Genomic DNA, 22996 nt, shown 5'->3' with positions numbered 1-22996 from the left:
GTTCCTTCATTTTATTATTGATTTAATAACAAATGCAACTCGTGCAATTTTTTAATTTCATAATGAGGTTGAATATCCGTTGCATTGTTAATATTGCGAATGTTAAACCAACACGTATCAATTCCTGCTAGCAAACCACCTTTAACATCCGATGTTAGCGAATCGCCAACAATCATGGTCTTGTCTTTATCTAAGCCCTCGATACGCTCAAAAACATAATCGAAAAAAGCCGGCATCGGTTTCTGATAGCCTGTTTGCTCTGAAATAAAAATCCCTTTAAAGTATTTTGCTAAATCTGCATCTGCTAATCGTTTATTTTGCGTCTTCGTCTTACCATTCGAAACGACATATAAATCATAACTACTCGCAAGCTGTGCAATCAGCTCATAGGCGCCATCAACATAATGATGCGCTTCCTGCAAGTACTTTTGGAAACCAGCTTCAAAATATTCTCCGTCTACCTCTATACCAAATTCCTTTAACGCGATGGAGAAGCGAGTATTATGTAATGTATTTTTTGTTACTTCGCCTCGTTCAAAGGCACGCCACAAGGACTCATTAATTTCTTTATAGCGGGCAATCATCTCTGGTGTAGTAGCAATATTTTCTTGTTCAAACAAACGGTCTAGTGCTGCATTTTCAGCCAAATCAAAATCTAATAATGTATCATCTACATCAAATAATAGTATCTCATACTTATTCAAAACGATTTCCTACTTTCTTTGTTACGGTCTTACCGCCTTGCTTTCTTTATCATAACGTTTTTTTGGAAAAATAGTAAACTATACACTCAGTCTTTTCTTTGCATCGGTGTATTTAAAGCAAACAGCCTTTTTTACCGCTTCCTGTACTTCACTTAAATCATGGACTGAATACTGTCAATCCATTTCCTCACCGCGCGTTAATATTTAGCCAATAAGTTCAACGTCTTACACATAACCTCATAGAAATATTTAGCGTTTTCTTATATGAACATTATTTCCTACAGAAAGATTAAAATGCATCATTTAAACGAAAAAAAGCTCTTTCAATAATTTCATATTTGAAAATAGTAGTGAATATGAGACAATAGAATGCTAGAAAGGAAGATGTACGAATTATGACGACCTTACAAACAATTACACCCCACTTTGATCCATGGGAAGCGTATTTAGATGTTGAACAACATGGGCAAATGACCCTATCAAATATTGAATTTACAACAACAACCCTTTGCAATATGCGCTGTGCACACTGTGCAGTCGGCTATACATTGCAAAATAAAGATCCGCAAGCCTTGCCAATGGAGTTGATCACAAAGCGACTAGATGAAATTCCACACTTAAAAACACTTAGCATTACTGGTGGCGAACCGATGATGTCGAAGAAATCCGTGCAAAATTATGTACTCCCACTCTTAAAATACGCACATGCGCGTGGGGTGCGTACACAAATTAATTCCAACTTAACAATCGAACCAGAGCGTTATTTACTCATTGCACCCTATTTGGATGTTTTACATATTTCACATAACTGGGGTACGGTGGATGAATTTGTTGAAACAGGCTTTGCCATGATGGAGCGAAAACCAACTTATGAACAGCGTGCGGCTTTGTTCCAACGCATGATTGATAACTCAAAAATGCTTGCGGAACACGGCGTTATGGTATCAGCTGAAACAATGCTCAACAAAAAAACATTGCCTTACCTAGAGCATATTCACAATCAAATTATCAACGAAATGCACTGTGCACGTCACGAAGTACATCCAATGTATCCATCAGACTTCGCCAGTTCACTCAGCTCACTTTCTCTAGCGGAAACTCGCGCTGCTATTCATCATTTACTTGATGTGCGTGATGAAAAGACTTGGATGTTATTTGGTACGCTACCGTTTTATCCATGTAGTACCGATGAGGAAGATCAAAAACTATTAAAACGTATACGCGAGACGAAAAACGTGACAGTGCGTAATGATCCAGATGGTCGTTCTCGACTAAACGTTAATATTTTTACAGGCGATGTAATCGTTACAGACTTTGGCGATGCATCAGCGCTTGGCAATATTGCTCAGGATAAACTACCTGCAATTTTCGATAAATGGATGGCGACAGATTTAGCCAAATCATTAAACTGCCACTGTCCCGCTGTAAAATGCTTAGGTCCGAACGTCTTAGTAAAAAATATGTACTATCAGCACACTACCTTTACGAGTGGCTCAGCAAAACTTTAAACAAACAAAAATGTCCAATGCGCTTGAATGCATTGGACATTTTACTATAAATATTATTTATATTGCGTTGATTTCTTGTTCTGTATTGGCGTGTTGCGCTTTTTTGCTAGGAGCTACTTGTCATAACCTATTTTCCGCAATTACGGTTAACTAATATTAAAAAAATTATTGTGAAATCAATTCTTTTGCCAGCAGTTTATAACAATTTAAGCGGCTTTCCTGGGCATATTGATTGCAGTTTAGCATTACTTCATCAAAGCCATATTGCTCCTGCTCTGCCACTAAAAATGCCGCAACGTCCTTCGGTGTGCCAACAATGTTGGCTTTACGATTATTGGCAATCATCATTTTATCCATCTCGGTCAATGGATAGTCCTGCGCCTCTTCAGGCGACATCGCTTGGATAATTTGGCCCTTCATCAATTGAAGCCGCGTAATATCAATCGGTTTCGCTAAGTATTCTGCCTCCTCTAAAGTATCGGCAACCGTTGTCGCATAAGTAACGATAATTTGCGGTTTTTCCATATAATAAGAAGGTGTAAAGTACGATTTATACGTATCAAAAATATCTTTAGACATATTGCCAGTAAAGAACTGGGCATACGAATAACCTACACCACGTTGCCCTGCTTGCATGGCACTTTGACCGCTTGAACCAAGCAACCACGCTTCTGGTAATTGACTGATAGTAGGTGATGCAATGACTTGATCATAGACTGATTGGCCAGTCTTTTGGTTATTCATCAGTTTTAAAATGGTATCGAGTTTATCATATTGTTCATCAAAATGCTGTCTGCGTCCCTCTGCAAGTGCATAGATCGATGCATGGTCTCCACCAGGTGCACGGCCAACACCAAAGTCAATGCGATTCGGTGCAAGTGCACTTAATGTTTTAAAGACTTCTGCCAACTTGTACGGCGAATAATGCATCATCATAACGCCACCAGTGCCAATGCGTAAACGTTTTGTTTTCGCAGCTAAATAAGCCGCTGTTATTTCAGGCGCTGAGCTTGCCAATGATGCGCTATTATGATGTTCTGCCAACCACATACGATTGAAGCCTAGTTCTTCACCTAAAAGCGCTAATTGTTCTGTCCGCAAAAATGCCTGTTCAGCATTATGACCTTTTGGTACAGGAATTTGATCTAAAATACTTAACTTCAATGAAAACATCCTCTCTGTCTGTATGCTCTCTTTACTACTGTAATATAGTAATTCTATTTTACAAAGCAAAAGCACTTACTGATAAGCGAGTTGTTTCATTTCCCATGTTTCATACACCATGCCAATAAGCGTTCCTTTTTGTTGTGAATCCAGTACTTCATCGTTAAATTTCATTGCGAAAAGCTTAAATTCGTTCGCTTCCTCATTCACAACAAATTGCAAAATAGCATGTCCCTTTTCCTCTAAAAACACAATGTCCCCTGAAAGTTCAACAACATGTTGACCCGTTTTCGCCTCATAATAACGCCAATAGGGTTCTGTAAAAGCATAATTAAAGGCATCCCGGACTTTCACATCGGTAAAGTCAACTAAATAGCCCTCTTTTACTGAATCGATGTACACATTATCGGTAACATCCTTTTTCGCATTGAACACATAACCTACAAGTATCCCCATAAATACAACACAAACAAAAACCCGAAAATGATTTCCTAAAGACAAATGTCATCACGTCCCCTTTACGCAAAAACATCATTTTCTTCATAATACATTAAAATAGTTACATAAAGTAGAAAATTTTTGTATTTTGTAGATTTTTTTATATTTCCATCACAATTGAACCATACTAAATGCGGTACTCAAATTTATTTCAAACTATTTACAGTCACTCTATGTTCCGCTAATATCAGATTATTATTATAGAAAAGAGATGACGTTGGTGCCTTTTGATTTAGATTTGAATATATTATTGATTCTTATTATTTTTGGCTTTTTGGCCGCATTTATTGACTCTGTAGTTGGTGGAGGTGGGCTTATTTCATTGCCTGCCCTCTTATTCGTAGGATTACCACCTTCTGCCGCTGTCGCAACCAATAAACTTGCTGGTACAATGGGCTCTCTGACAAGTACCATTACGTTTTACCGCTCTGGAAAATTAGACATCCGCTCTGTCTACAAGCTATTTCCATTTGTTTTTATTGGCTCCATGGTCGGGGCATGGATTGTCCATTTAATCGATCCAAGTGTTTTAAAACCGTTAATGTTAATTATGCTAGCCGTTGTAGCCGTTTATACAATATTTAAAAAAGACTGGGGGAGCATTTCTACATATAATAAGCTAACACCTAAACGATATGCTGCTTTCATCCTTATTATTACTTTAATTGGTTTCTATGATGGTTTTTTAGGACCAGGTACAGGCTCATTCTTACTATTTGCTTTTCTAATAGTAGGCTTTGACTTTTTAAAATCAGCGGGCAATGCTAAATTTTTGAATTTTGGCAGTAACATTGCAGCACTTTTAATGTTTATCTACTTAGGACAGATCCATTATACTTACGGCTTCGCTATGGGGCTTGCGCAAATTGCAGGTGCGATAGTTGGTTCAAAATTTGCTATTAAACGTGGGAGCAGTTATGTACGTAAGCTATTTATTGTCGTCACAATTTTATTACTACTGAAAAATACATACGACTATTTTTTATAAAATCCTTCTTACCTCTTACAGGAGGTAAGTTTTTTTCTTTCTATCAACTTTTTCTCCACTTTCACACGTCTAGTAGTTGTATACAATTTGAAAATGTTAAAAAGGAGCTTCTTTGGACATGAAAACAAGAAATGCATTTCAACATGAAGAGGTGTTTGTCCAGTTAATTCGCGAACAGAAAGAACGATTTTATTTGCTAGCCTATAGCTATACGAAAAATGAGCAGGATGCACTCGATATAGTACAAGACAGCATTCAAAAAGCGATGCTTTCTCTCGATCGATTAGAGCATGTGGATTATATGAAAAGCTGGTTTTACAAAATCGTTGTAAGAACAGCAATAGATTTTTTGCGCAAACACAATCGCTTACAAGTAACAGACGACGACACACTACAATATTTAACACCTGCTCAAGAAGATATTTACGAAGACATCGACCTAGAGCATGCGTTAGAAGAATTACCCCAGATGTACCGTGAAGTAGTGATTTTGCATTACTTTGAGGATTTAAAGCTAGCTGATGTTGCCAGTATATTAGACATCAAGTTGAGCACAGCAAAATCACGCCTATATAAAGCATTAAAACTGTTAAAAATACAACTCCAAGATGGGAAGGGAGAAACCGCACATGGATAAAAAATTAAAAGATTTAAAAAAACAATATGAAGAAGTACCAATTCCAAAAGAGCTTGACTTTGTTGTGGAAAATGCATTAAAGCAAAGTAATAAGAAGAAAAAAAATCGAACGCCACACTGGTTACTAGGAACAGCAGCAGCAGCTATGCTGTTTACCGCTAGCTTAAACGTTAGCCCTGCAATGGCACGTACGCTTTCGGAAATACCTGTTGTCGGAAGTGTTGTAAAAGTACTTACTTGGACTGAATACGAAGTGGCAGATGACACATATGAAGCGAATATTAAAGTTCCTTCTATTGAAAATTTAGAAAATCAAAAGCTTGCCAATACATTAAATGAAAAGTATCGTGCAGAAGGAAAAGCACTTTACGATGAATTTATTGCAGATGTTGGGGATATCAAGGCGAATGGCGGTGGTCACTATGGCGTAGATAGCGGCTATGACATTAAAACAGATAACGATCAAATTTTATCGATAGGACGTTATATCGTCAATACAGTTGGCTCCTCTTCAACAGTGATGCATTATGATACGATTGATAAACAAAATGAAATTTTAATCACGTTACCAATGTTATTTAAAGATGACAGCTATATTCGTGTCATTAGTGACAATATTAAAGAACAAATGCGTGAACAAATTGCTACATCGAACGAAGAAAAAATCTATTGGGTCAAAGGGGCAGGATTGCCTGATGAGGATTTAATGGACGATTTTAAAGCTATTGACGCTGACCAACAATTCTATATTTCGGATAAAGGAAAGCTTATCATTTCATTCGATAAATATGAAGTAGCACCTGGTTATATGGGCGTAGTAGAATTTGAAATTCCAACTGACGTACTTCAAAACAGTCTTGTAAGCAATCAATATATTCACTAAATAGCTGGCACTATCTCAAGTTTCATGAGATAGTGCCTTTTTATAACTTATAATCCTTCAACTTTTTGTCAATGCTAATATGTATCAAAACAGGTTAGAGGGTTTTTATATGAAAAGTGTCGGATCGATTAGTATTTTACATGTTGTCTTCCTAGCAATGACAGTTATTGGCTTAAAAAATCACGTAACCATTATGCCTCCATTATTAGAGGTTGCAGAAAGAGATAGCTGGTTATCCGTTATTTTCACATCACTAATCATGTTTCCTTGGCTCTTTCTTTTAGTGTATATTCATAGAAAATCAAAACAAGAACCTTTAAAAGATTGGTTAAAACAAAAAATAGGAAAAGTCGGCTCAAATATCGTCATCTATACAATCGTAATTTCCCTCATGATTATTGCAGCCTTTACAATGATTGAAACGTTACAGTGGATCAATACAACCTTTTTACCTAAAACACCAAAGTTAATTTTGCTTACGATTTATGTCACGCTTTGTATTTTGCTTGTCATGACTAGTTTACAAACCATTGTTATTGTCAATGTATTCGTTTTATTAGCAGTCGTCGTATTTGGCTTTTTTGTAGCGTTCACCAATTTACAAGTGAAGGACCATGAGTTACTACGTCCTTTTTTAGAGCATGGTTTCCAACCAATTTTATCGGGGCTCATCTACCCCGCTTCCGGCTTTTCAGAATTAATAATATTTTTACTCATCCAACATCAAATTAAAGATCGCCTTCGTTGGCATCACTTTGCCATCATGCTAGTGATTCTAGCAGGGTTAACATTGGGACCACTTATTGGTGCCATTACAGAATTTGGACCTACTGAAGCTGCTAAACAACGGTATCCTGCTTATGAAGAGTGGGGATTAGTAACTATAGGACGTTATGTAGAACATTTAGACTTTCTTTCTATTTATCAATGGCTTACAGGAACATTTATTCGTGTTGGATTTATTTTATACGTTGTAACGGACTTACTGGGCATGGTGGGAGACCACCAACGCATATGGAAAATGGTAGCACTTCCGTTCTTTTTCATATGCCTGCCACTAATATTATTAAATGAGCACATATTTCTAGAACTCAAAGGAAATTATATATTAACAGCTACGTTTATTTTCTTTTTCTTACTATCCATTTTTTTAATGATTGTAGCTTTCATGTCAGGAAAAAAAGCAAACAAGTCTAAAGCCGATTACCAAGACACGGAAAGTGGTGACACCTGATGCCTTCAACAGAAAAGTCCTTAGATTTAACACGCTTAAAGCAGTTATTTGAAAAATCTGCTGACGTTCATTTTCAAGAATATGTATTTAAGCAGCATCGAGTACAATTCGTCATTTGTGAGGCAATGATTGATCAGCAACTACTCCATGACGTGATTGTAAGGCGCGTTCAATCTCTTTTTGATAATTTAACAGACACATCACTGCAAGATGCTATCGATACAAAGTTACACATCCCTAACTTAAAACAAGTAACAGAAGAATCAGATGCCATATCACTCGTATATACTGGCCACTTACTTCTTTATTTTGAATCCGATGAACTACTTTACGCAAGTAATATTGCCAAAAAGCCAAATCGTAATCCGGAAGAAACACGGATGGAAGTACTTGTTAAAGGGCCTCGAGATAACTTTATTGAAGATATTTCCGTCAATATTGCGTTATTAAGAAAACGACTGCCGACGAATTCCTTATGTGTTGAAAAAATGGAATTGGGAAAACGTTCAAAAACAACGGTTGCCATACTTTATTTTGGTGACATCGCCAACATGGACATTTTAAATAGCCTAAAAGTTCAGCTACAATCCGTTGATACAGATATTGTCTTTAGCGGTGATTTGCTAATGGAACGTGTCAACAAAAATACGCGCTTTTTCCCGAAAACTGATTATACAGGACGCCCAGATTTCGCGATTCAAGCATTGATTCGCGGACGTTTTCTTATTTTTGTAGATGGTGTAGCGTATGCGGTTATCACACCGGTTAATTTATTTTTACTATTAAAATCAGGCGAGGATAATGAATACCCGATTGTTTTTAGTTCACTGGAACGTTTACTACGTATATCAGGTATTTTTATCGGTTTGCTCTTACCTGCTTTTTGGCTTGCCTTAACGACTTATCATCAAAATCAATTACCTTTACTGTTTTTAGCAACGGTTGTGCAAGGTCGAACTGGTTTACCTCTTCCCTCTTCATTGGAAATGCTAATAATGCTACTGATGTTTGAGCTATTTCGAGAAGCGGGTCTACGTTTACCATCTGTTATTGGCGGAACGATAAGTGTTGTTGGTGGTTTAATTATTGGTGATGCAGCCATACGTGCCGGTGTGACAAGCCCAGAAATGATCGTTATTATTGCTGTCTCTACCATCGCTTCCTTTACACTTGTAAACCAATCTCTCGTTACGACCATTAGTATTTTCCGTGTTGGTTTTATTTTGTTAAGCGGCTTCTTTGGGTTATTTGGCTTCTTCATATCCCTATACTTAACCCTTCTTTACTTATGTAATATAAGAATATTCGGTTATTCTTATATGCAAGTTGGCGGTGATTTAGACTGGCAAACCATTAAGAAAACACTTTTCCGCTTATCCCCTAAAGGTTACGCCAAACGCCCAAACTATCTTGCACCACAAGATCAAACACGTACGAGTGAGGATAAAAATGAATAAAAAAATACTCTGTATATTGGTAGTACTGACGACACTGCTCTCAGGTTGTTGGGATGTCACTGAACCACAAAGGATGTACTATATTCATGCACTTGGTATAGATTTTAAAGATGGTCATTATGAAACCTATATGCAAATTATTGATTTTGCCAATATAGCCAAATCCGAACAGCCTAATAATCCGCAAGCTCAACAAGCTGAAATTGGACATGCCAAAGGTAAAACAATAGAAGATTCTTTTTTCGATTTATATCATTCCATTGATCAAAAAGCGTTTTGGGGTCATATTACCTACATTATACTTTCAGAAGAAGTAATGAAAAGCAACAAAGTCAACCAAGTACTCGATTTTTTAACGCGTTATCGCGAAATGAGATACCAAATATGGGTATATGGCACGAAAGAGCCTCTCGATGAATTACTTGTTGTGACACCAATTAATAATAAAGCACTTACATTATCAAAACTCGGCGATCCATTAAATTCGTTTAGGCAAGAATCTTTTGTTACACCGATTAATGTTCGAAAATTGGTCATCGGTCTAAATGAGCCTAGTCATGAAGTGTATTTACCTCTCGTCTCAATTGATAAAGGATGGGAAACGTCGAAAGGACAGGCTGAATCTATAGAAATAAAGGGTGTTGCCCTGTTATCGAATGAAGGCTATAAAGGGTCTCTCACACAAAATAAAGCTAACGGTGTCAAATGGATGACCGATGAAACAATGCGCAGTGAAATCACAGGGCAAATTGGTGAAGACGAAAATTCCTATGTAACCGTTGCTTTGGAACATATAAAAGTTCATATTACACCTATCGTAAAAAACGAAAATGTACAATTTGATATCGAAATCAAATTGGAGGCAACCAGCGTTCTTGGTATTACAAAAAAAATCACTTCTAAAGAAATTCGGAAAGAGATCGAAAAACAAGTGGAAAAAGAGGTAAGAGAAACGTTTAAGGAAGCTATAGCGTTGGACACAGATATTTACCGTTTATCTGAACGACTTTACCGCAAAGATGTTAAACTGTGGAAAAAAATAGAAAATAACGGAAAAATAGAGTTAACTGAAGATTCTATTCGTAATATTAAAGTAAATGTTTACAAAATAAATCCTGGCAGAGGATCTTATATCGAAACAATTAGAAAATAGTTGTCAAATCAAACAAAGGCATCGAATCATTTCGCATTCGATGCCTTTTTACTTTACAATCTTACATGCTATTTAACATTCAATTGGTTGAATGTCTCTTTTACTATCGGCTTTGCGAAATTGAATATGATGAAGTTTCGCAAAAGTACCATCTTGTGCAACCAGTTCCTCATACGTGCCGTCCTCTTCAATCCCGTTTTGTGTAACAACAAGCACACGATCTGCATTGCGGATGGTCGCAAGGCGGTGTGCAATAATAAGCGTTGTTCGATTTTCAGCAAGCTCTGCTAACGACTGTTGGATAATCATTTCCGTTTCGGTATCTAATGCAGAGGTTGCTTCGTCTAAAATTAAAATCGGTGGATTTTTCAAGAACATACGAGCAATAGCAATACGTTGCTTTTGCCCGCCTGATAACTTTAACCCACGCTCACCAATTTGTGTTTCATAACCATCTGGCAATTCAGCAATAAAGGACTCGAGATGGGCTCTTTTAGCAGCTTCCTGAACCTCTTCATCACTTGCTCCTAAACGTCCATATGCAATGTTTTCTCGAATTGTTCCTGTAAATAAAAAGACATCCTGTTGGACAATACCGATTTGTTCACGAAGAGAGGCTTGAGTCATATCTCGCACATCCAAACCATCAATCGTAATGGCACCCTGATGGACATCATAAAATCTTGGAATTAAAGAACATATAGTGGTTTTCCCGGCACCCGATGGTCCAACGAAGGCAATGGTTTGTCCTGCCCGTACATCAAATGAAATATCTTTTAAAACAGCTTTAGACGCATCATAATTAAACTCAACATTTTTAAATGAAATGTCCCCGCATAAATGTGTTACTGGTTGTGCACCGTCTCGATCCTGAACCTCAGGCTCCTGCTCTATCAACTCACGAAAACGTTTAAAACCCGCCATACCTTTTGGATAAAGCTCTAGCAAAGCACTAATTTTATCAATAGGTTTAATCAGAACATTCGTATACAAAACGAAGCTGACAAGTCCCCCATACGATAATTTCCCATTAAAGCTTAACCATGCGCCCACAACAAGGACTACTAACGTTAACAAACGAGTCATCATATAGATGCTTGAATGCGCCCCTGCCATAATTTTATACGCGTATAATTTTGCTGAACGGAAATAGCTATTTTGTTCCTTAAAACGCTCCATTTCAAATGTTTCATTTGTAAATGATTTCACAACACGTACACCAGACACACTATCCTCTACGCGACCGTTGACATCTGCAATTTTTCCGTACAACGTTTTCCATGCATTATTCATCTTGATGTTACTAACCGTAACAAGCCACATTAAAAATGGCACCATAATGGCTGCTATTAGCGCAAGTGTTGGATTGACATTAAACATAATGACGAAAGCGCCCAAAAATGTCATGATGGCAATGAATAAATCCTCTGGTCCATGGTGAGCAAACTCTCCTATATCAAATAAATCATTCGTAATTCGACTCATAATATGGCCGGTTTTTGTATTATCAAAAAAACGGAATGATTGACGCTGCACATGATTAAACAGCTCCTGTCGCATATCAGTTTCGATATTGATACCAAGTTTATGCCCTAGGTAATTGACGATAAAGTTTAATACTGTACTAAGAGCATATACTAGTAATAGCATAATACTCACTTTAACAATCATGCCCCAATCTCCTGTAGGAAGAAGCTTGTCAATAAACCATTGTACAGCTAAAGGAAAGGCTAGCTCTAGTATTGCTACGACAATGGCACTGGAAAAATCGATAGCAAATAATCGTTTATGTGGTTTGTAGTATGAAAAAAACTTTTTATACATATAGGTCTCCCCTCTAAGTTGTTAAAAAATTTCACTTATCATCATATAGTACCACTCATGAGAAAAATTAGGAAAAAATTTAGTATAGCACTACATTTTTATTTGCTTTTTGCGAACAACGTGCTATAATCCTTAGTAAGAAGAATTGAATAGCTTTTGACATTTTTGTCAAAGGGGAGTAGCTAGCAGATGTGAGCGATACATCTGATTTCACATTCGTCATTACATGGTAGCAACCATCGGGTGTGATAGCAAACTCATCTAATGTCTTACATGGATGAGTACTGTACTAGTAATTATTGGTACAAATTATTATTTGGAGCTTCCAAATAATTGCTTAGCAAGACCTTTGCCTATTTTTTAGGCATGGGTCTTTTTCTTTTGCCTAAAATTAAAAATAGGAAAGAGCATATTATTCATTTCTGTCCACAACAAAGGAGGAAACAAATTTGGAAGCGATTTTATTAGAATACGCTTGGGTACTTGTCGTATTAATTGTACTAGAAGGACTATTAGCGGCAGATAACGCGGTCGTGATGGCCGTGATGGTAAAACATTTACCAAAAGCACAACAACAAAAGGCATTATTATACGGATTAGTTGGTGCATTCGTTTTCCGTTTTGCCGCACTATTCTTAATTACAACACTCGTAAATTTCTGGCAAATTCAGGCATTAGGTGCTGCCTACTTGTTATTCATGTCAATTAAACATATTTACGATTCGCGGAAAGCCGCCGGAGAATCAGAAGAAATTAAAGAACCTAAAAAACAATCTGGTTTCTGGATGACCGTTATTAAAGTAGAACTTGCGGACATTGCCTTTGCGGTAGATTCCATTTTAGCTGCAGTGGCAATCGCTGTTACATTGCCGCATTTAGGTAATTTCGATGTAGGTGGCATTAATGCAGGACAATTCGGTGTTATGTTCCTTGGTGGTATTATCGGGGTTGTCATGATGCGATTTGCAGCACGCTGGTTCGTACGTGTACTAGAAAAATTCCCTTCACTTGAAACAGCTGCATTTTTAATCGTTGGTTGGGTTGGCGTAAAGTTAGCAGTTTTAACGTTAGCACATGAAAAATTAGGCTTTATTCCTCACGAATTCCCACATTCAACAATGTGGAAAGCGACATTCTGGATCGTGTTACTTGCGATTGCGCTAATTGGCTACTTAGTAGGTGTCAAAAACCAAAAGAAAGAAGCATAATGTATCATTCGCCTAGACTTAACGTCTGGGCGAATTTTTTTGCCAAAAACAGTTGGCGTCTTTTACTAGCTTGGTGGCGATTTGCGTTCGTTTAGTGGCGATTCGTAATGGTTTGGTGGCGGTATCCCATGATTTCGTGGCGATTCTCCAATTTTAAAAAAACTAAATCTTCTAATTGAGAACCAATATCAATTTAATTTTGCAGCATTTATGACGAAAAATATCTTTTTCTGTATGATGACCCTCTTTCGCTATATACTATGAGAAGTAGAAGCTATTTACTGCAAAGGGAGGAACTACTATGTTATCAGAAAAACTACACACAGCACTGAACGAACAAATGAATTTTGAATTTTACTCCGCGCATGCCTATATGGCAATGGCCGCATTTTGCACAGATCAAGATTACGATGGGTTTGCCAATTTCTTTTTAGTGCAAGCGGAAGAAGAACGTTTTCATGCAATGAAATTTTATAATTTTTTAAGTGATATGGGCTATCGTGCAACAATCCATGGTTTTGACAGTCCAGAAAATCATTTCAACTCTATTTTGCATGCCTTTAAAACAGCTTTGTCACATGAAAAAGAAGTGACACGTCGTATCTACAACTTATCTGATATTGCATTAGATGAACGTGAACACGCCACAATGGCATTTTTAAAATGGTTCATCGATGAGCAAGTAGAAGAAGAATCAACGTTCGATACATTAATTCGTAAAATTGAACGCATTGAAAATGATTCAAATGCTATCTTTATGCTTGATGCGGAGTTAGCTACACGAACATTTACACCTGGTGCTGAAGCTTAATAAATAATGAAGGGCTGTATCCATTGATACGGCCCTTTTCATTTATTATCTACATTGTTTGTCGTTTCGGTTCTCGAATTTCCCCATCAAATGCTGCACGATAGATAGCCAAAATATCTTCTCGAGTCAAGGGCATCGGGCTTCGGGCTAAAATTCTAGTCTGTTTCGTAGCATCATCCGTTAATTGTTCAAGTGCTAATTCCGGTATGGCAAACCCTTTCAAAGTTGAAGGAATATTTACATCCTTTACTAGTTGCTGTAATGCAACTACACATTTAAAGGAAGCATCTTCTTGCGATAAATAACTAGATGACAGCCCCATTGCATCTAAAATATCCTTCATGCGTTTTTCGCAACTTTGACGAATATAGCCCATAACGTATGGTAGTAATACAGCGTTTGAATCTCCATGTGCAATATGATACTGACCACCAAGAGGATAAGCCAAAGCATGTACCCCTGCTACACCTGCATTAAAAAATGCTAAGCCTGCTAAATAACTTCCATAACTCATATCTGAGCGCGCTTGCTTATTCTTGCCGTCATGTACGGCTGTACGAATTGAACGACTAATTAATTTAATCGCTTGAAGTGCAAGACCATCTGTCACTTCATTTGCATTAATTGAAACATATGCTTCAATTGCGTGCGTTAACGCGTCAACACCCGTAGCAGCGGTTACCTTTGCTGGCAAAGAAATTGTTAATTCCGGATCTACAATGGCTACATCAGCTAGTAAATAATCATGTGTCACGACATCCTTAGTCGTTTTTAACGATAAAACCGAAATATTTGTAACTTCTGACCCTGTACCCGAAGTTGTCGGAATTAGAATTTTGGGAAGCCCTTTATTTTCAAGTGTTTTTGTACCTGTTAAATTTAAATAGTCAGCGACTTTGCCGTCATGAGTAGCTAATACGGCAGCTAGCTTTGCTAAATCTAATGCGCTTCCGCCACCTAATCCGATAACTAAATCAAATTGATGCTTTCTTGTATAGTCTACCAGTTGCTCCCCAATTGCAAGAGGTGGCTCTGGAGCAATGTCAGTATAAAGGGTCGTACGATAACCATTCTCTTGTAAAGGTTTATTAATATGGTCCACTATACCTAACTCTTTTAACAACGAGTCCGTTACGATTAATATATTCTTTGCTTCGAATTTTTTCACTTCTACAAGTAAATGCTGTAGACTCCCCCAACCTATATAGTTTGTAGGAGTAAAGGTAAGTTTACTCACGTTCGTTCTACTCCCATCTATTCATAATAGCCTTCTGTTGATTTTCTAAATGATTTAAATTGCACGGGGTCATGGCCGAACCATACTTGTGAATTTGTTTCATTTGCTAATCTTCGAATTCGTTCAACTGTTGAGTTATAACCTACTGAATCATAGATGATACCAGGAGGCTTAACCGGTGGTCCAAAGCTTTCAGCTGTGTAAATAGCATCTGACGCTAAAATGATTCCCCCTGTTTCTGGCATATTAATATGCAAACCTAGCATACCCCAAGCATGCCCACTACCAAAATTCAATATATTTATACCTTCTGCCAGTTTCACATTATCTTCACCACGTTTGATTAGGCGCCACTGTAAGTTGTTTTTAATCCACATATCTATATCCCCCCAAACATACGCACCATCCTTAACATTTCTCGCGTATGTTTGTAACGTTCCATTAAATTCATCTTCCTGCACAATGATTGTTGCATTTGTAAAAAGTTCTAAACAACCTGCATGATCTAAATGAAGATGTGAAGCAACTACATATTTAATATCCTCTGGGCGAACATTTAATTCTTCTAACCGATGATGTAAATAGCATTCTTCTGGCATATTAATAGGGAATGCTTTTTGTGTAAATTCACCCCACCTTCCTTTGGGTCCCATTGAGTTTGGATTACATGCTGTATCAAATAAAATTTTTCCTTCTGGATGATCAATTAAAACTGTATAAACCGGAAATTCAACAAATTCATTTGGTTGATTCGGGTGGTCAATCGTTGCAGGATTATGCATTGCAATCATATAGTTTTTATCCATGCGCATCGTTCCATTATCCATAACAAATAGTTTAGCGTGCTTGTTTATCATCTTCATTTACAAACATCCCCATATCATTATTAGTTGTTATTCCAAATAACTAGTTTCATTTCGGTCATTTCTTCGATTGCATATTTAATACCTTCTTTACCTGTTCCACTGTCCTTTACTCCTCCATATGGCATATGATCTACTCGGTATGTAGGCACATCATTTATAATGACACCACCTACTTGTAATTTTTTCGCTGCCTTAAACGCTGTTTCAATAGATGAAGTAAAAATGCCAGCTTGTAGACCATAATTCGAATCATTTATTGCTTCGATTGCTTCATCTATTGTGGACACAGTGTTAATGATAACGACAGGCGCGAAAATCTCTTCACAGGAAACGCGGCTGTGAGATGGTACATTATAAAGGACTGTCGGTAATAGAATATTGTTTTCAATCCGACCTCCAGTAATAATTTGTGCACCTTCATTGACTGCCTCTTGAATCCAAGCATATGCACGTTGTTGTTCAGTTTCTGAAATCATTGTTGTTAAATCTGTTGTTGAATCAAGCGGATTCCCTATCTTTAGTTGGGTAATTTTCTCTGTAAACTGTTTTAAAAATGAATCAAGAACATTGTCCAGAACATAAATACGTTGCAAGGAAATACAAACTTGACCTTGATTTGAAAACGCTCCCATTACAATACGATCCATTATGTTTTCTAATGGAACACCTTCATCGACAATTACTCCCGCATTAGAGCCAAGTTCTAACGTTACCTTTTTCAATCCGGCTCGATTACGAAGAGAAATACCGACTGCTGGACTGCCTGTAAATGTAATCATTTTCACTTGTGGATGTGCTAAAAATGTATCCCCGATGAGTTTTCCAGAGCCCGTAACTAAATTAAAAGCACCTGCAGGTAAGTCTGTTTGCGCAAGTAATTTCGCTAAAAAATGTGCAGATAGTGCTGTTTGTGTTGCCGGTTTTAAGACAATTGTGTTTCCTGCCGCTAATGCTGGGCCGACTTTATGTGCGACAAGATTTTGAGGGAAATTAAATGGCGTAATTGCCGCTATAACGCCAATCGGTTCCCTCAACGTATAGGCAAAGCGCCCTTCTCCGCCTTTTGAAGCATCCATCGGAATCAATTCACCTGCAAGGCGCTTAGCTTCTTCAGCGGCAAACTTATATGTTTCAATTGTTCGGTCTATTTCTGCAACTGCATACTTTAGTGGCTTAGCGGATTCTAACGAAATAATAGTAGCTGCCTCTTCTCGATGCTCAGCAAATAAATTCGATAATTGTTCCAAAATTTGAGCTCTCTGAATTGCTGTTAACATTGACATCTTTGAAGTAGCTGCATGTGCGCACTCAATTGCTTGTTGCACATCAATCTCAGTTGCTATCGCAAACTGACCAATTAATTCTTTTGAATACGGGGCATAAACATCTAAATATTCATCCGTCATACGCCACTCACCATTTAACAGTAAATGTTTCTTCAAATCCTCACTCCCTTTTAATGGTTACGTATTCATTTCAGAAAATAAAGAAATGAATACGTAACCATTCTAGTGTAAAAAAATAAACTGACACTCATCAGTTCATTTTTTTACCTGTTGTGTTTCTTGGGAAAAGTTTAACAGATTCTGTTTGCTGGATGCAAGCACTTTTTTTCTCCATTACATCGAATAATTTCTCAATCGCTAAAAACCCTAAATTTTTTTCCGATTTGATGCCAACTGTCGTCAAGGAAATAGAACGATGTTTACTCAGCTCTACATTATCAATTCCAATTACATTAAAATCGTTTGGAATATCGAATCCTTGTTCTAAACATTGGTTGAGTATTTCAATGGCAATAGCATCTGTTGCAGCGCAAATTGCTGTCGGTCTTGGAGATAGCAACAATAGTTCTTCAAACACTCGTTTTATATCACCTTTGCTCGTATTTGTAAAAAATGTTGGCACTGTATTTATAGCTATGCCCGCCTCAACCAACGCCTTTTTAAAACCCTCATATCTTCCAAAAAAAGTACTCATTTCATGTGGCCCCCCTATCCAACAAAGGTCCGTATGTCCTAAAGTCACTAGATGATTAGTCGCTAAATAACCTGCTTCTATATTATCTATTTCTACAAAATGTCTATTTTCTTGATGCTTACGATTAAACATAATAAAAGGTATCTCCAGTTTTTCAAGCTTATAAAATAATGGATCCGTATACCTTATAGATGATAAAATAATTGCATCCACTTTTGTTTCTAACACGGAATTATAAATAGTCTCTAGATTATCTTCCGTTCCAAAATACACGTTTACCTTATAGCCTCTAGCATTTGCATAATTTACAATTTCGGTTGTTGTATCGACAAAAAATGGATTATGCAACGGTCCAGAAATTAAAGTAATTATTCCTGTCTTTTGTTGTACAAGTGATCTTGCAATATCGTTTGGGACATAATTTAATTGTTCAATGGCCTCCATCACCTTTTTTAATGTTTTTGGTTTCACGAGTTCTGGAGTATTTAACACTCGTGAAACCGTTGTCTGTGAAACACCGGCATACTTTGCTACATCTTTAGAAGAAACCAAAAAAACCACCCATTTCATCTTTCTATGCCTATTTTATACCATCAAAAGGATAATGTTAATAGCATTAAACTAGTTAAGGATATAAGCACAATCAAAGTTATCCCTTTTATCTGTACTATACTATATAAAATAAATGCGCGTTAGCGAGGGTTGCGGCTTACTGTGCTGAGCGGAAAGCACCGCCGAAGCGGACAACAACGGCGCAGCAAAAAAGTGTTAGATTGACTGCCATCAATCTAACACCTTTTCTATTTTGTCCCAACCTCTTGAACTAAAAACTATTATTCAATACCATATTGAATTTCTAATTTATTCGGTATGGCGGGTATATCGTTTGATTTAACGTCCGTCTCGGCAAGTCGTAATGGCTGTAGTGCATATTTACTTTCAACATCAAATGGAATGGCTATACTTTCCATTTTATTATTCATTTGACTTCTAGCCAGTAAGCCATTTTTAGATAAATCGATACTTGTAATATTGTCGATTGTTTCTTTAAGCATTTGTTGATCTTTCGGGCGCAGCGGCATCCTTTCATCCATAAGAAACGGTTGGATATTTTCTTTAATAAACCCTTGTGCCTCTATTAAACAAGAAAATTCATTTAACTTCGCAGCATATAATTTTAGTTGGCGTTTCTCTTTTGCCCGTTGCTGATTCAGCTCGTTCACCTTTTTCTCAATACGGGCTAAACGCTTTTTGGATAGGTTAATCAAATAGTTTTGGACTGTATTTATTTCTTCCACAATGATAGCTTCCGCTTCCCGTACTTTCGCATACTGCGTAACACATACTTCTTGCTGTTCATTTAAACGCAGAACACGTTCTTTGAAAAAGTCATTTTGTGTATGATGGCCAAAAATGGCTTTCATCAACCCTTTTCCATGAATTTTTTTATGTTGTGCGTCCAAACGCTCATATTCTCGCATATATTCATTATGCATATTACGATATTCACGTAATGCCTGTTGATAAATCACTGCTTTTTCAGTAAATTGTTCAACGAAATCATCTTGTAAATAATCATGTTGCGAAATCGTTTGTAAGAGCTGATACAATGTTTGAACATTTTTGAATACGCTTGCTACTTGCTCGTACTCTTGTTCATATTCTTGTACAATGGCTAAATCACGCTGATATCGGGAAAATTCATATTGTGTATCTCCCGCAAATTTTTCGATGTTTTCTACTGCTGATTGAAACGGATCACGTTGCGGTATAACCGTTAATTCGAAGCGGAAACGCTCCAGCCATTGTAAAAAACGAATAATAATTGCGTACGTTTTTTTATCGCTATTCTCCGCAACACGTTGAATTTGTGCAATTAGATTATCATATTGGCTACGCTGCCATAACGCTTTATTGTCTGTTTGTTGTGCTTCAAGGGCATCCATTGCAGAAATGGCTACAAAATCGCTTAATAAATGACCAATTCGTTCTTTTTCAGAACGAATAAATGCTTCTGTATTATTATTTTTATCGATGCCATTAACGATACAAAGTGGGACTACCCCTTTATTTTTTAAGGCATCCATTAATAAAACTTCTGCATCGATCGCCATTGATTCTGAACGTAATACCCAAAAAATTTCATCCACTCGATTGATTAGCGATTCGGAGAAGTATGCCATTTCTCCCCCACCCGCTTCTAATGAGACCGAATCGATAATTGTCACAGATTTTAATAACTCATGCTTGACATATACTTCTAGATAATCTAAATGTTCACGTAAAATTTGTGATGCGAACGTATCACCTGTAGTAAGCAATTCTAATTTGCTCATATCAAATATTGCCACCATACCATCTAAAAAATATGCTTTAATTTCCTCATGCTCACCATATCGTAAAAACGTGTTAACCCCTGTCGGATTTTGATCGCTTACAGGTAAAATAGAACGACCAAGAAGACCATTTACCAGTGTTGTTTTTCCTACTCGTTCTTTTCCGACTATCAGTACCATTGTTTGATTGTTTGCATCTTGGATTATACGATTTAAGTGCTTAGCTGTATCTTTCACATATGTATTTTGTACAATAATGCTGTGCAGTTGACGTAAACGATCCACAAACTGTGGCAAAATATTATTCGCTGAGGCTGTATAGTCGATTGGCGTAGTGTCAATATTCGTCATCCTCAAAACCTACTTTCATATGTATCTATAGTTCCATTATAAAGGATACTATTCGATTTCTTATATATAGTCATGAAATTTAATGACAAAAAAGGACAAACTACTTAGTTCGACTTGTCACAAATAGGATTTCCTTCTTAGGTTAAATTCCTCTATTTTTCACATTTATCGCACAACTAGGTATATGCAATGATAGTGACTCATGCCAATTACTAGAAAATCCATATCCTAACACTTTACTTGTGAAGCGTAATGTTATTTATTCGTCAAACCCAGCCATTCTCGCATAAACTTTACTAAGTGTTGGCATACCGCCTTGTGCACTTAATTGCTCAACCGCTAGCGAGGCCGCTATATTCGCAAAGTATACTGCTTCATCTAACGATTGCCCCTCTACTAATGCATAGGCAAGCGCACCATTAAAAGTATCCCCAGCCCCAGTTGTATCCACTGCTTTTGTCATATAGCCAGGGACATGAATAGGATATTCGCCATCAAAGTAACGTGCCCCATCACGTCCAAGTGTAATAATTAGTTTATTAGGATATTTTTCGAGCGTTTGATCGAAATCGTTTCCGAATAGCTGGGCACACTCAATTTCATTTGGGGTCAGGTAGGTAATATCATCCATCCAGCGCATATCAAAGTTCGCCGCTGGTGCTGGGTTTAACAACACTGGTACATTCGCTTCCTTACATAATTTTATAGCATGTGCTGTCGTCTCCATCGGAATTTCAAGCTGTAAAATAACCATTTGACTTTGTGTAATGACATCTTTTACAGCATCCAAATGTGTTGGTTCCAATTTATAATTTGCTCCTGGTACCACGATGATACGATTATCTTTGTGATGCACTAAAATATTAGCAATGCCCGTCGATTCTGGTGCTGTTAGAAGCGATGTTGTATCAATATGCTCCTGCTCCAAAACTGTTCGCAATGTATGCCCAAAACGATCATCGCCTACACAACCAATCATTGTGACATTGCTACCTAGACGAGCAGCTGCAATCGCCTGATTAGCCCCCTTTCCTCCAGGACTTGTTTGAAATTGTTGCCCAAGAACCGTTTCTCCCTGTTGCGGGAAATCCGCCATTTGTATAACTAAATCCATATTTAAACTACCAATTACTGTAATCATCTAAATCATCCTTTCGATTCCTTCTTTCTATTTTAACGACTTAGCAAAAGAAAGACAAAGCCCACGTTCATTACCTCCTTGCTAAATAGTTGCTTACACAAAAAAGGAGTTTACTCATCTTAGAGAGAAAAATGTTGGATGTTTGAAAGTGATGTTTCAAAAACTAATTTTCATTTATTTATTATAATCTTGCCTTATATTTAGAAATTATTTTATAATTTTTAGCAGGTATTTACAAAAGCTATTAATGTGGCTGATAGTAGAGAATTAAATATTGAGCAATTAAAAGAACAACAGCGGCAAAATGGTGAAAGTACTATGGAAGCCGTAAATAAAACAAAAGTTTTAAAAGCTATTCAAGACAAACCTAATCATGTTGCTGTAATGCCAGTTAAAAAATCAGAATTACAAGACTGGATGAATACACGGAGCAATGCAAATAATAAACCCCATGAATACACTAAAATTCTACAAGGTATCTCTGTAAAAGTGAAATAAAAAATTGTATTGTTGAAAAGGATGGTTTTTATGAACGTTGAAGATGATTTAGTTATCTATTATTCATATAAATTAAATTGGCATTTACCTAAAGAAATTCAGCATGATGCGAAAGAATTTCTTTCTCAAATTTCAAAAGAGCAATTACCACTTATCTTTCCGAAATATGCGAAAGAATGTTGGGAAAATGCCGTAGAGGTTGTAGTATCCGTGGGTTATCCAAAAAATGAATTAGCGCTACCTAAATTATACGAATTATTTATGGATTTAAATTGGCCAGGAGCATCCAAAGCCTTGGCGTATCTCAAAGAGATAGAGCACTCTGAGAATGTTAAACAATTAGAAAATGCTTGTGCTAAAGCTGTTGAAGAAAAGGACATAGAATGGTTGTATTTTCTATATCGCGTAAGTGAAGATCTTAATATCAATCAGAATGATTTTAAGAATAGCTCTTTATATAATCATATGAAAAAAGTATATGAGAATGAAGAAGGTACTGACCCCGATAAATAAGACAG

The 22996-nt window shown here is 36.9% G+C and carries 21 protein-coding genes; 11 read left to right on the top strand and 10 right to left on the bottom strand.

Translation table 11 applies throughout. From position 1 onward, the window contains the following. Nucleotides 1-14 precede the first annotated feature (14 nt). Nucleotides 15-704: a YjjG family noncanonical pyrimidine nucleotidase gene (locus tag C9J37_RS04440; protein ID WP_107894413.1), complete on the bottom strand. Its 690-nt coding sequence runs from the start codon at nucleotides 702-704 to the stop codon at nucleotides 15-17. Nucleotides 705-1099: 395 nt separating this feature from the next. Between C9J37_RS04440 and yfkAB the strand changes: the two genes are divergently transcribed. Next, nucleotides 1100-2212: a radical SAM/CxCxxxxC motif protein YfkAB gene (yfkAB, locus tag C9J37_RS04435; RefSeq protein ID WP_107894412.1), complete on the top strand. Its 1113-nt coding sequence runs from the start codon at nucleotides 1100-1102 to the stop codon at nucleotides 2210-2212. 165 nt (nucleotides 2213-2377) lie between these two features. Here the strand turns inward: yfkAB and C9J37_RS04430 are convergent, their stop codons facing one another. Together C9J37_RS04430 and C9J37_RS04425 are read right to left on the bottom strand one after the other, a co-directional pair. Further along, nucleotides 2378-3376 carry an LLM class flavin-dependent oxidoreductase gene (locus tag C9J37_RS04430; protein WP_107894411.1) on the bottom strand — a complete coding sequence of 333 codons (999 nt, stop codon included), beginning with the start codon at nucleotides 3374-3376 and terminating at the stop codon, nucleotides 2378-2380. A 75-nt stretch (nucleotides 3377-3451) separates the two neighbouring features. Further along, nucleotides 3452-3877 carry a hypothetical protein gene (locus tag C9J37_RS04425; RefSeq protein WP_107894410.1) on the bottom strand — a complete coding sequence of 142 codons (426 nt, stop codon included), beginning with the start codon at nucleotides 3875-3877 and terminating at the stop codon, nucleotides 3452-3454. A 217-nt stretch (nucleotides 3878-4094) separates the two neighbouring features. Here C9J37_RS04425 and C9J37_RS04420 point away from each other — a divergent pair, with 217 nt between their 5' ends. The 6 genes from C9J37_RS04420 to C9J37_RS04395 all read left to right on the top strand — a co-directional run bounded on the left by C9J37_RS04420 (nucleotide 4095) and on the right by C9J37_RS04395 (nucleotide 10226). Next, the gene (locus tag C9J37_RS04420; protein WP_107894409.1) at nucleotides 4095-4862 is read left to right on the top strand and encodes a TSUP family transporter; all 768 of its coding nucleotides are present in this window, start codon (nucleotides 4095-4097) and stop codon (nucleotides 4860-4862) included. Between the two features lie 118 nt (nucleotides 4863-4980). Continuing rightward, entirely contained in the window at nucleotides 4981-5499 is a 519-nt protein-coding gene (locus C9J37_RS04415) for an RNA polymerase sigma factor SigV (RefSeq protein ID WP_024361045.1), read from the top strand. Next, nucleotides 5492-6382: an anti-sigma-V factor RsiV gene (locus C9J37_RS04410; protein ID WP_107894408.1), complete on the top strand. Its 891-nt coding sequence runs from the start codon at nucleotides 5492-5494 to the stop codon at nucleotides 6380-6382. Before C9J37_RS04415 ends, C9J37_RS04410 begins: the two co-directional genes overlap by 8 nt. A 109-nt stretch (nucleotides 6383-6491) precedes the next feature. Beyond that, complete coding sequence (locus tag C9J37_RS04405) at nucleotides 6492-7616, top strand: endospore germination permease (RefSeq protein ID WP_107894407.1); 1125 nt, start codon at nucleotides 6492-6494, stop codon at nucleotides 7614-7616. Next, the gene (locus tag C9J37_RS04400) at nucleotides 7616-9073 is read left to right on the top strand and encodes a spore germination protein (protein ID WP_107894406.1); all 1458 of its coding nucleotides are present in this window, start codon (nucleotides 7616-7618) and stop codon (nucleotides 9071-9073) included. The genes C9J37_RS04405 and C9J37_RS04400 overlap by 1 nt, the downstream gene beginning before the upstream one ends. Continuing rightward, nucleotides 9066-10226, top strand: coding sequence for a Ger(x)C family spore germination protein (locus tag C9J37_RS04395; RefSeq protein ID WP_107894405.1), 1161 nt, complete (start codon nucleotides 9066-9068; stop codon nucleotides 10224-10226). Before C9J37_RS04400 ends, C9J37_RS04395 begins: the two co-directional genes overlap by 8 nt. A gap of 72 nt (nucleotides 10227-10298) precedes the next feature. On the opposite strand, the gene C9J37_RS04390 is transcribed toward C9J37_RS04395, so the two are convergent. Beyond that, nucleotides 10299-12050 (bottom strand): ABC transporter ATP-binding protein, encoded by a 1752-nt coding sequence (locus tag C9J37_RS04390; RefSeq protein ID WP_107894404.1) that lies wholly within the window; start codon nucleotides 12048-12050, stop codon nucleotides 10299-10301. A 449-nt stretch (nucleotides 12051-12499) separates the two neighbouring features. Between C9J37_RS04390 and C9J37_RS04385 the strand changes: the two genes are divergently transcribed. Beyond that, nucleotides 12500-13258 (top strand): MeeY/MeeF family manganese export membrane protein, encoded by a 759-nt coding sequence (locus tag C9J37_RS04385; protein WP_107894403.1) that lies wholly within the window; start codon nucleotides 12500-12502, stop codon nucleotides 13256-13258. Between the two features lie 301 nt (nucleotides 13259-13559). Then, entirely contained in the window at nucleotides 13560-14069 is a 510-nt protein-coding gene (locus C9J37_RS04380) for a ferritin (RefSeq protein WP_025219855.1), read from the top strand. Nucleotides 14070-14118: 49 nt separating this feature from the next. Here the strand turns inward: C9J37_RS04380 and C9J37_RS04375 are convergent, their stop codons facing one another. From C9J37_RS04375 to rbsK, 6 genes are all read right to left on the bottom strand, one after another. Beyond that, the gene (locus tag C9J37_RS04375) at nucleotides 14119-15306 is read right to left on the bottom strand and encodes an iron-containing alcohol dehydrogenase (RefSeq protein ID WP_107894402.1); all 1188 of its coding nucleotides are present in this window, start codon (nucleotides 15304-15306) and stop codon (nucleotides 14119-14121) included. Between the two features lie 17 nt (nucleotides 15307-15323). After that, complete coding sequence (ahlS, locus tag C9J37_RS04370; protein ID WP_107894401.1) at nucleotides 15324-16169, bottom strand: AhlS family quorum-quenching N-acyl homoserine lactonase; 846 nt, start codon at nucleotides 16167-16169, stop codon at nucleotides 15324-15326. A 23-nt stretch (nucleotides 16170-16192) separates the two neighbouring features. Continuing rightward, a complete protein-coding gene (locus C9J37_RS04365; protein ID WP_107894400.1) occupies nucleotides 16193-17614 on the bottom strand; it encodes an aldehyde dehydrogenase family protein in 1422 nt (473 codons plus the stop codon). A 94-nt stretch (nucleotides 17615-17708) separates the two neighbouring features. Further along, nucleotides 17709-18713: a LacI family DNA-binding transcriptional regulator gene (locus C9J37_RS04360; RefSeq protein WP_235617027.1), complete on the bottom strand. Its 1005-nt coding sequence runs from the start codon at nucleotides 18711-18713 to the stop codon at nucleotides 17709-17711. A gap of 272 nt (nucleotides 18714-18985) precedes the next feature. Then, nucleotides 18986-20839 carry a dynamin family protein gene (locus tag C9J37_RS04355; protein WP_107894398.1) on the bottom strand — a complete coding sequence of 618 codons (1854 nt, stop codon included), beginning with the start codon at nucleotides 20837-20839 and terminating at the stop codon, nucleotides 18986-18988. Nucleotides 20840-21098: 259 nt separating this feature from the next. Then, nucleotides 21099-21980: a ribokinase gene (gene rbsK, locus C9J37_RS04350; RefSeq protein WP_107894397.1), complete on the bottom strand. Its 882-nt coding sequence runs from the start codon at nucleotides 21978-21980 to the stop codon at nucleotides 21099-21101. A 249-nt stretch (nucleotides 21981-22229) separates the two neighbouring features. On the opposite strand from rbsK, the gene C9J37_RS04345 reads away from it, so the two are divergent. Both C9J37_RS04345 and C9J37_RS04340 read left to right on the top strand, forming a co-directional pair. Beyond that, nucleotides 22230-22478: a hypothetical protein gene (locus C9J37_RS04345; RefSeq protein ID WP_201262128.1), complete on the top strand. Its 249-nt coding sequence runs from the start codon at nucleotides 22230-22232 to the stop codon at nucleotides 22476-22478. 30 nt (nucleotides 22479-22508) lie between these two features. Continuing rightward, nucleotides 22509-22991, top strand: a complete 483-nt coding sequence (locus C9J37_RS04340) for a DUF5071 domain-containing protein (protein WP_167397254.1) — start codon at nucleotides 22509-22511, stop codon at nucleotides 22989-22991. Nucleotides 22992-22996: the final 5 nt, after the last annotated feature.

It is taken from the genome of Lysinibacillus mangiferihumi, assembly GCF_003049665.1.
GTDB classification, from domain to species: Bacteria; Bacillota; Bacilli; order Bacillales_A; family Planococcaceae; genus Lysinibacillus; species Lysinibacillus mangiferihumi.
This window is presented reverse-complemented; position numbering and strand designations above follow the sequence as displayed.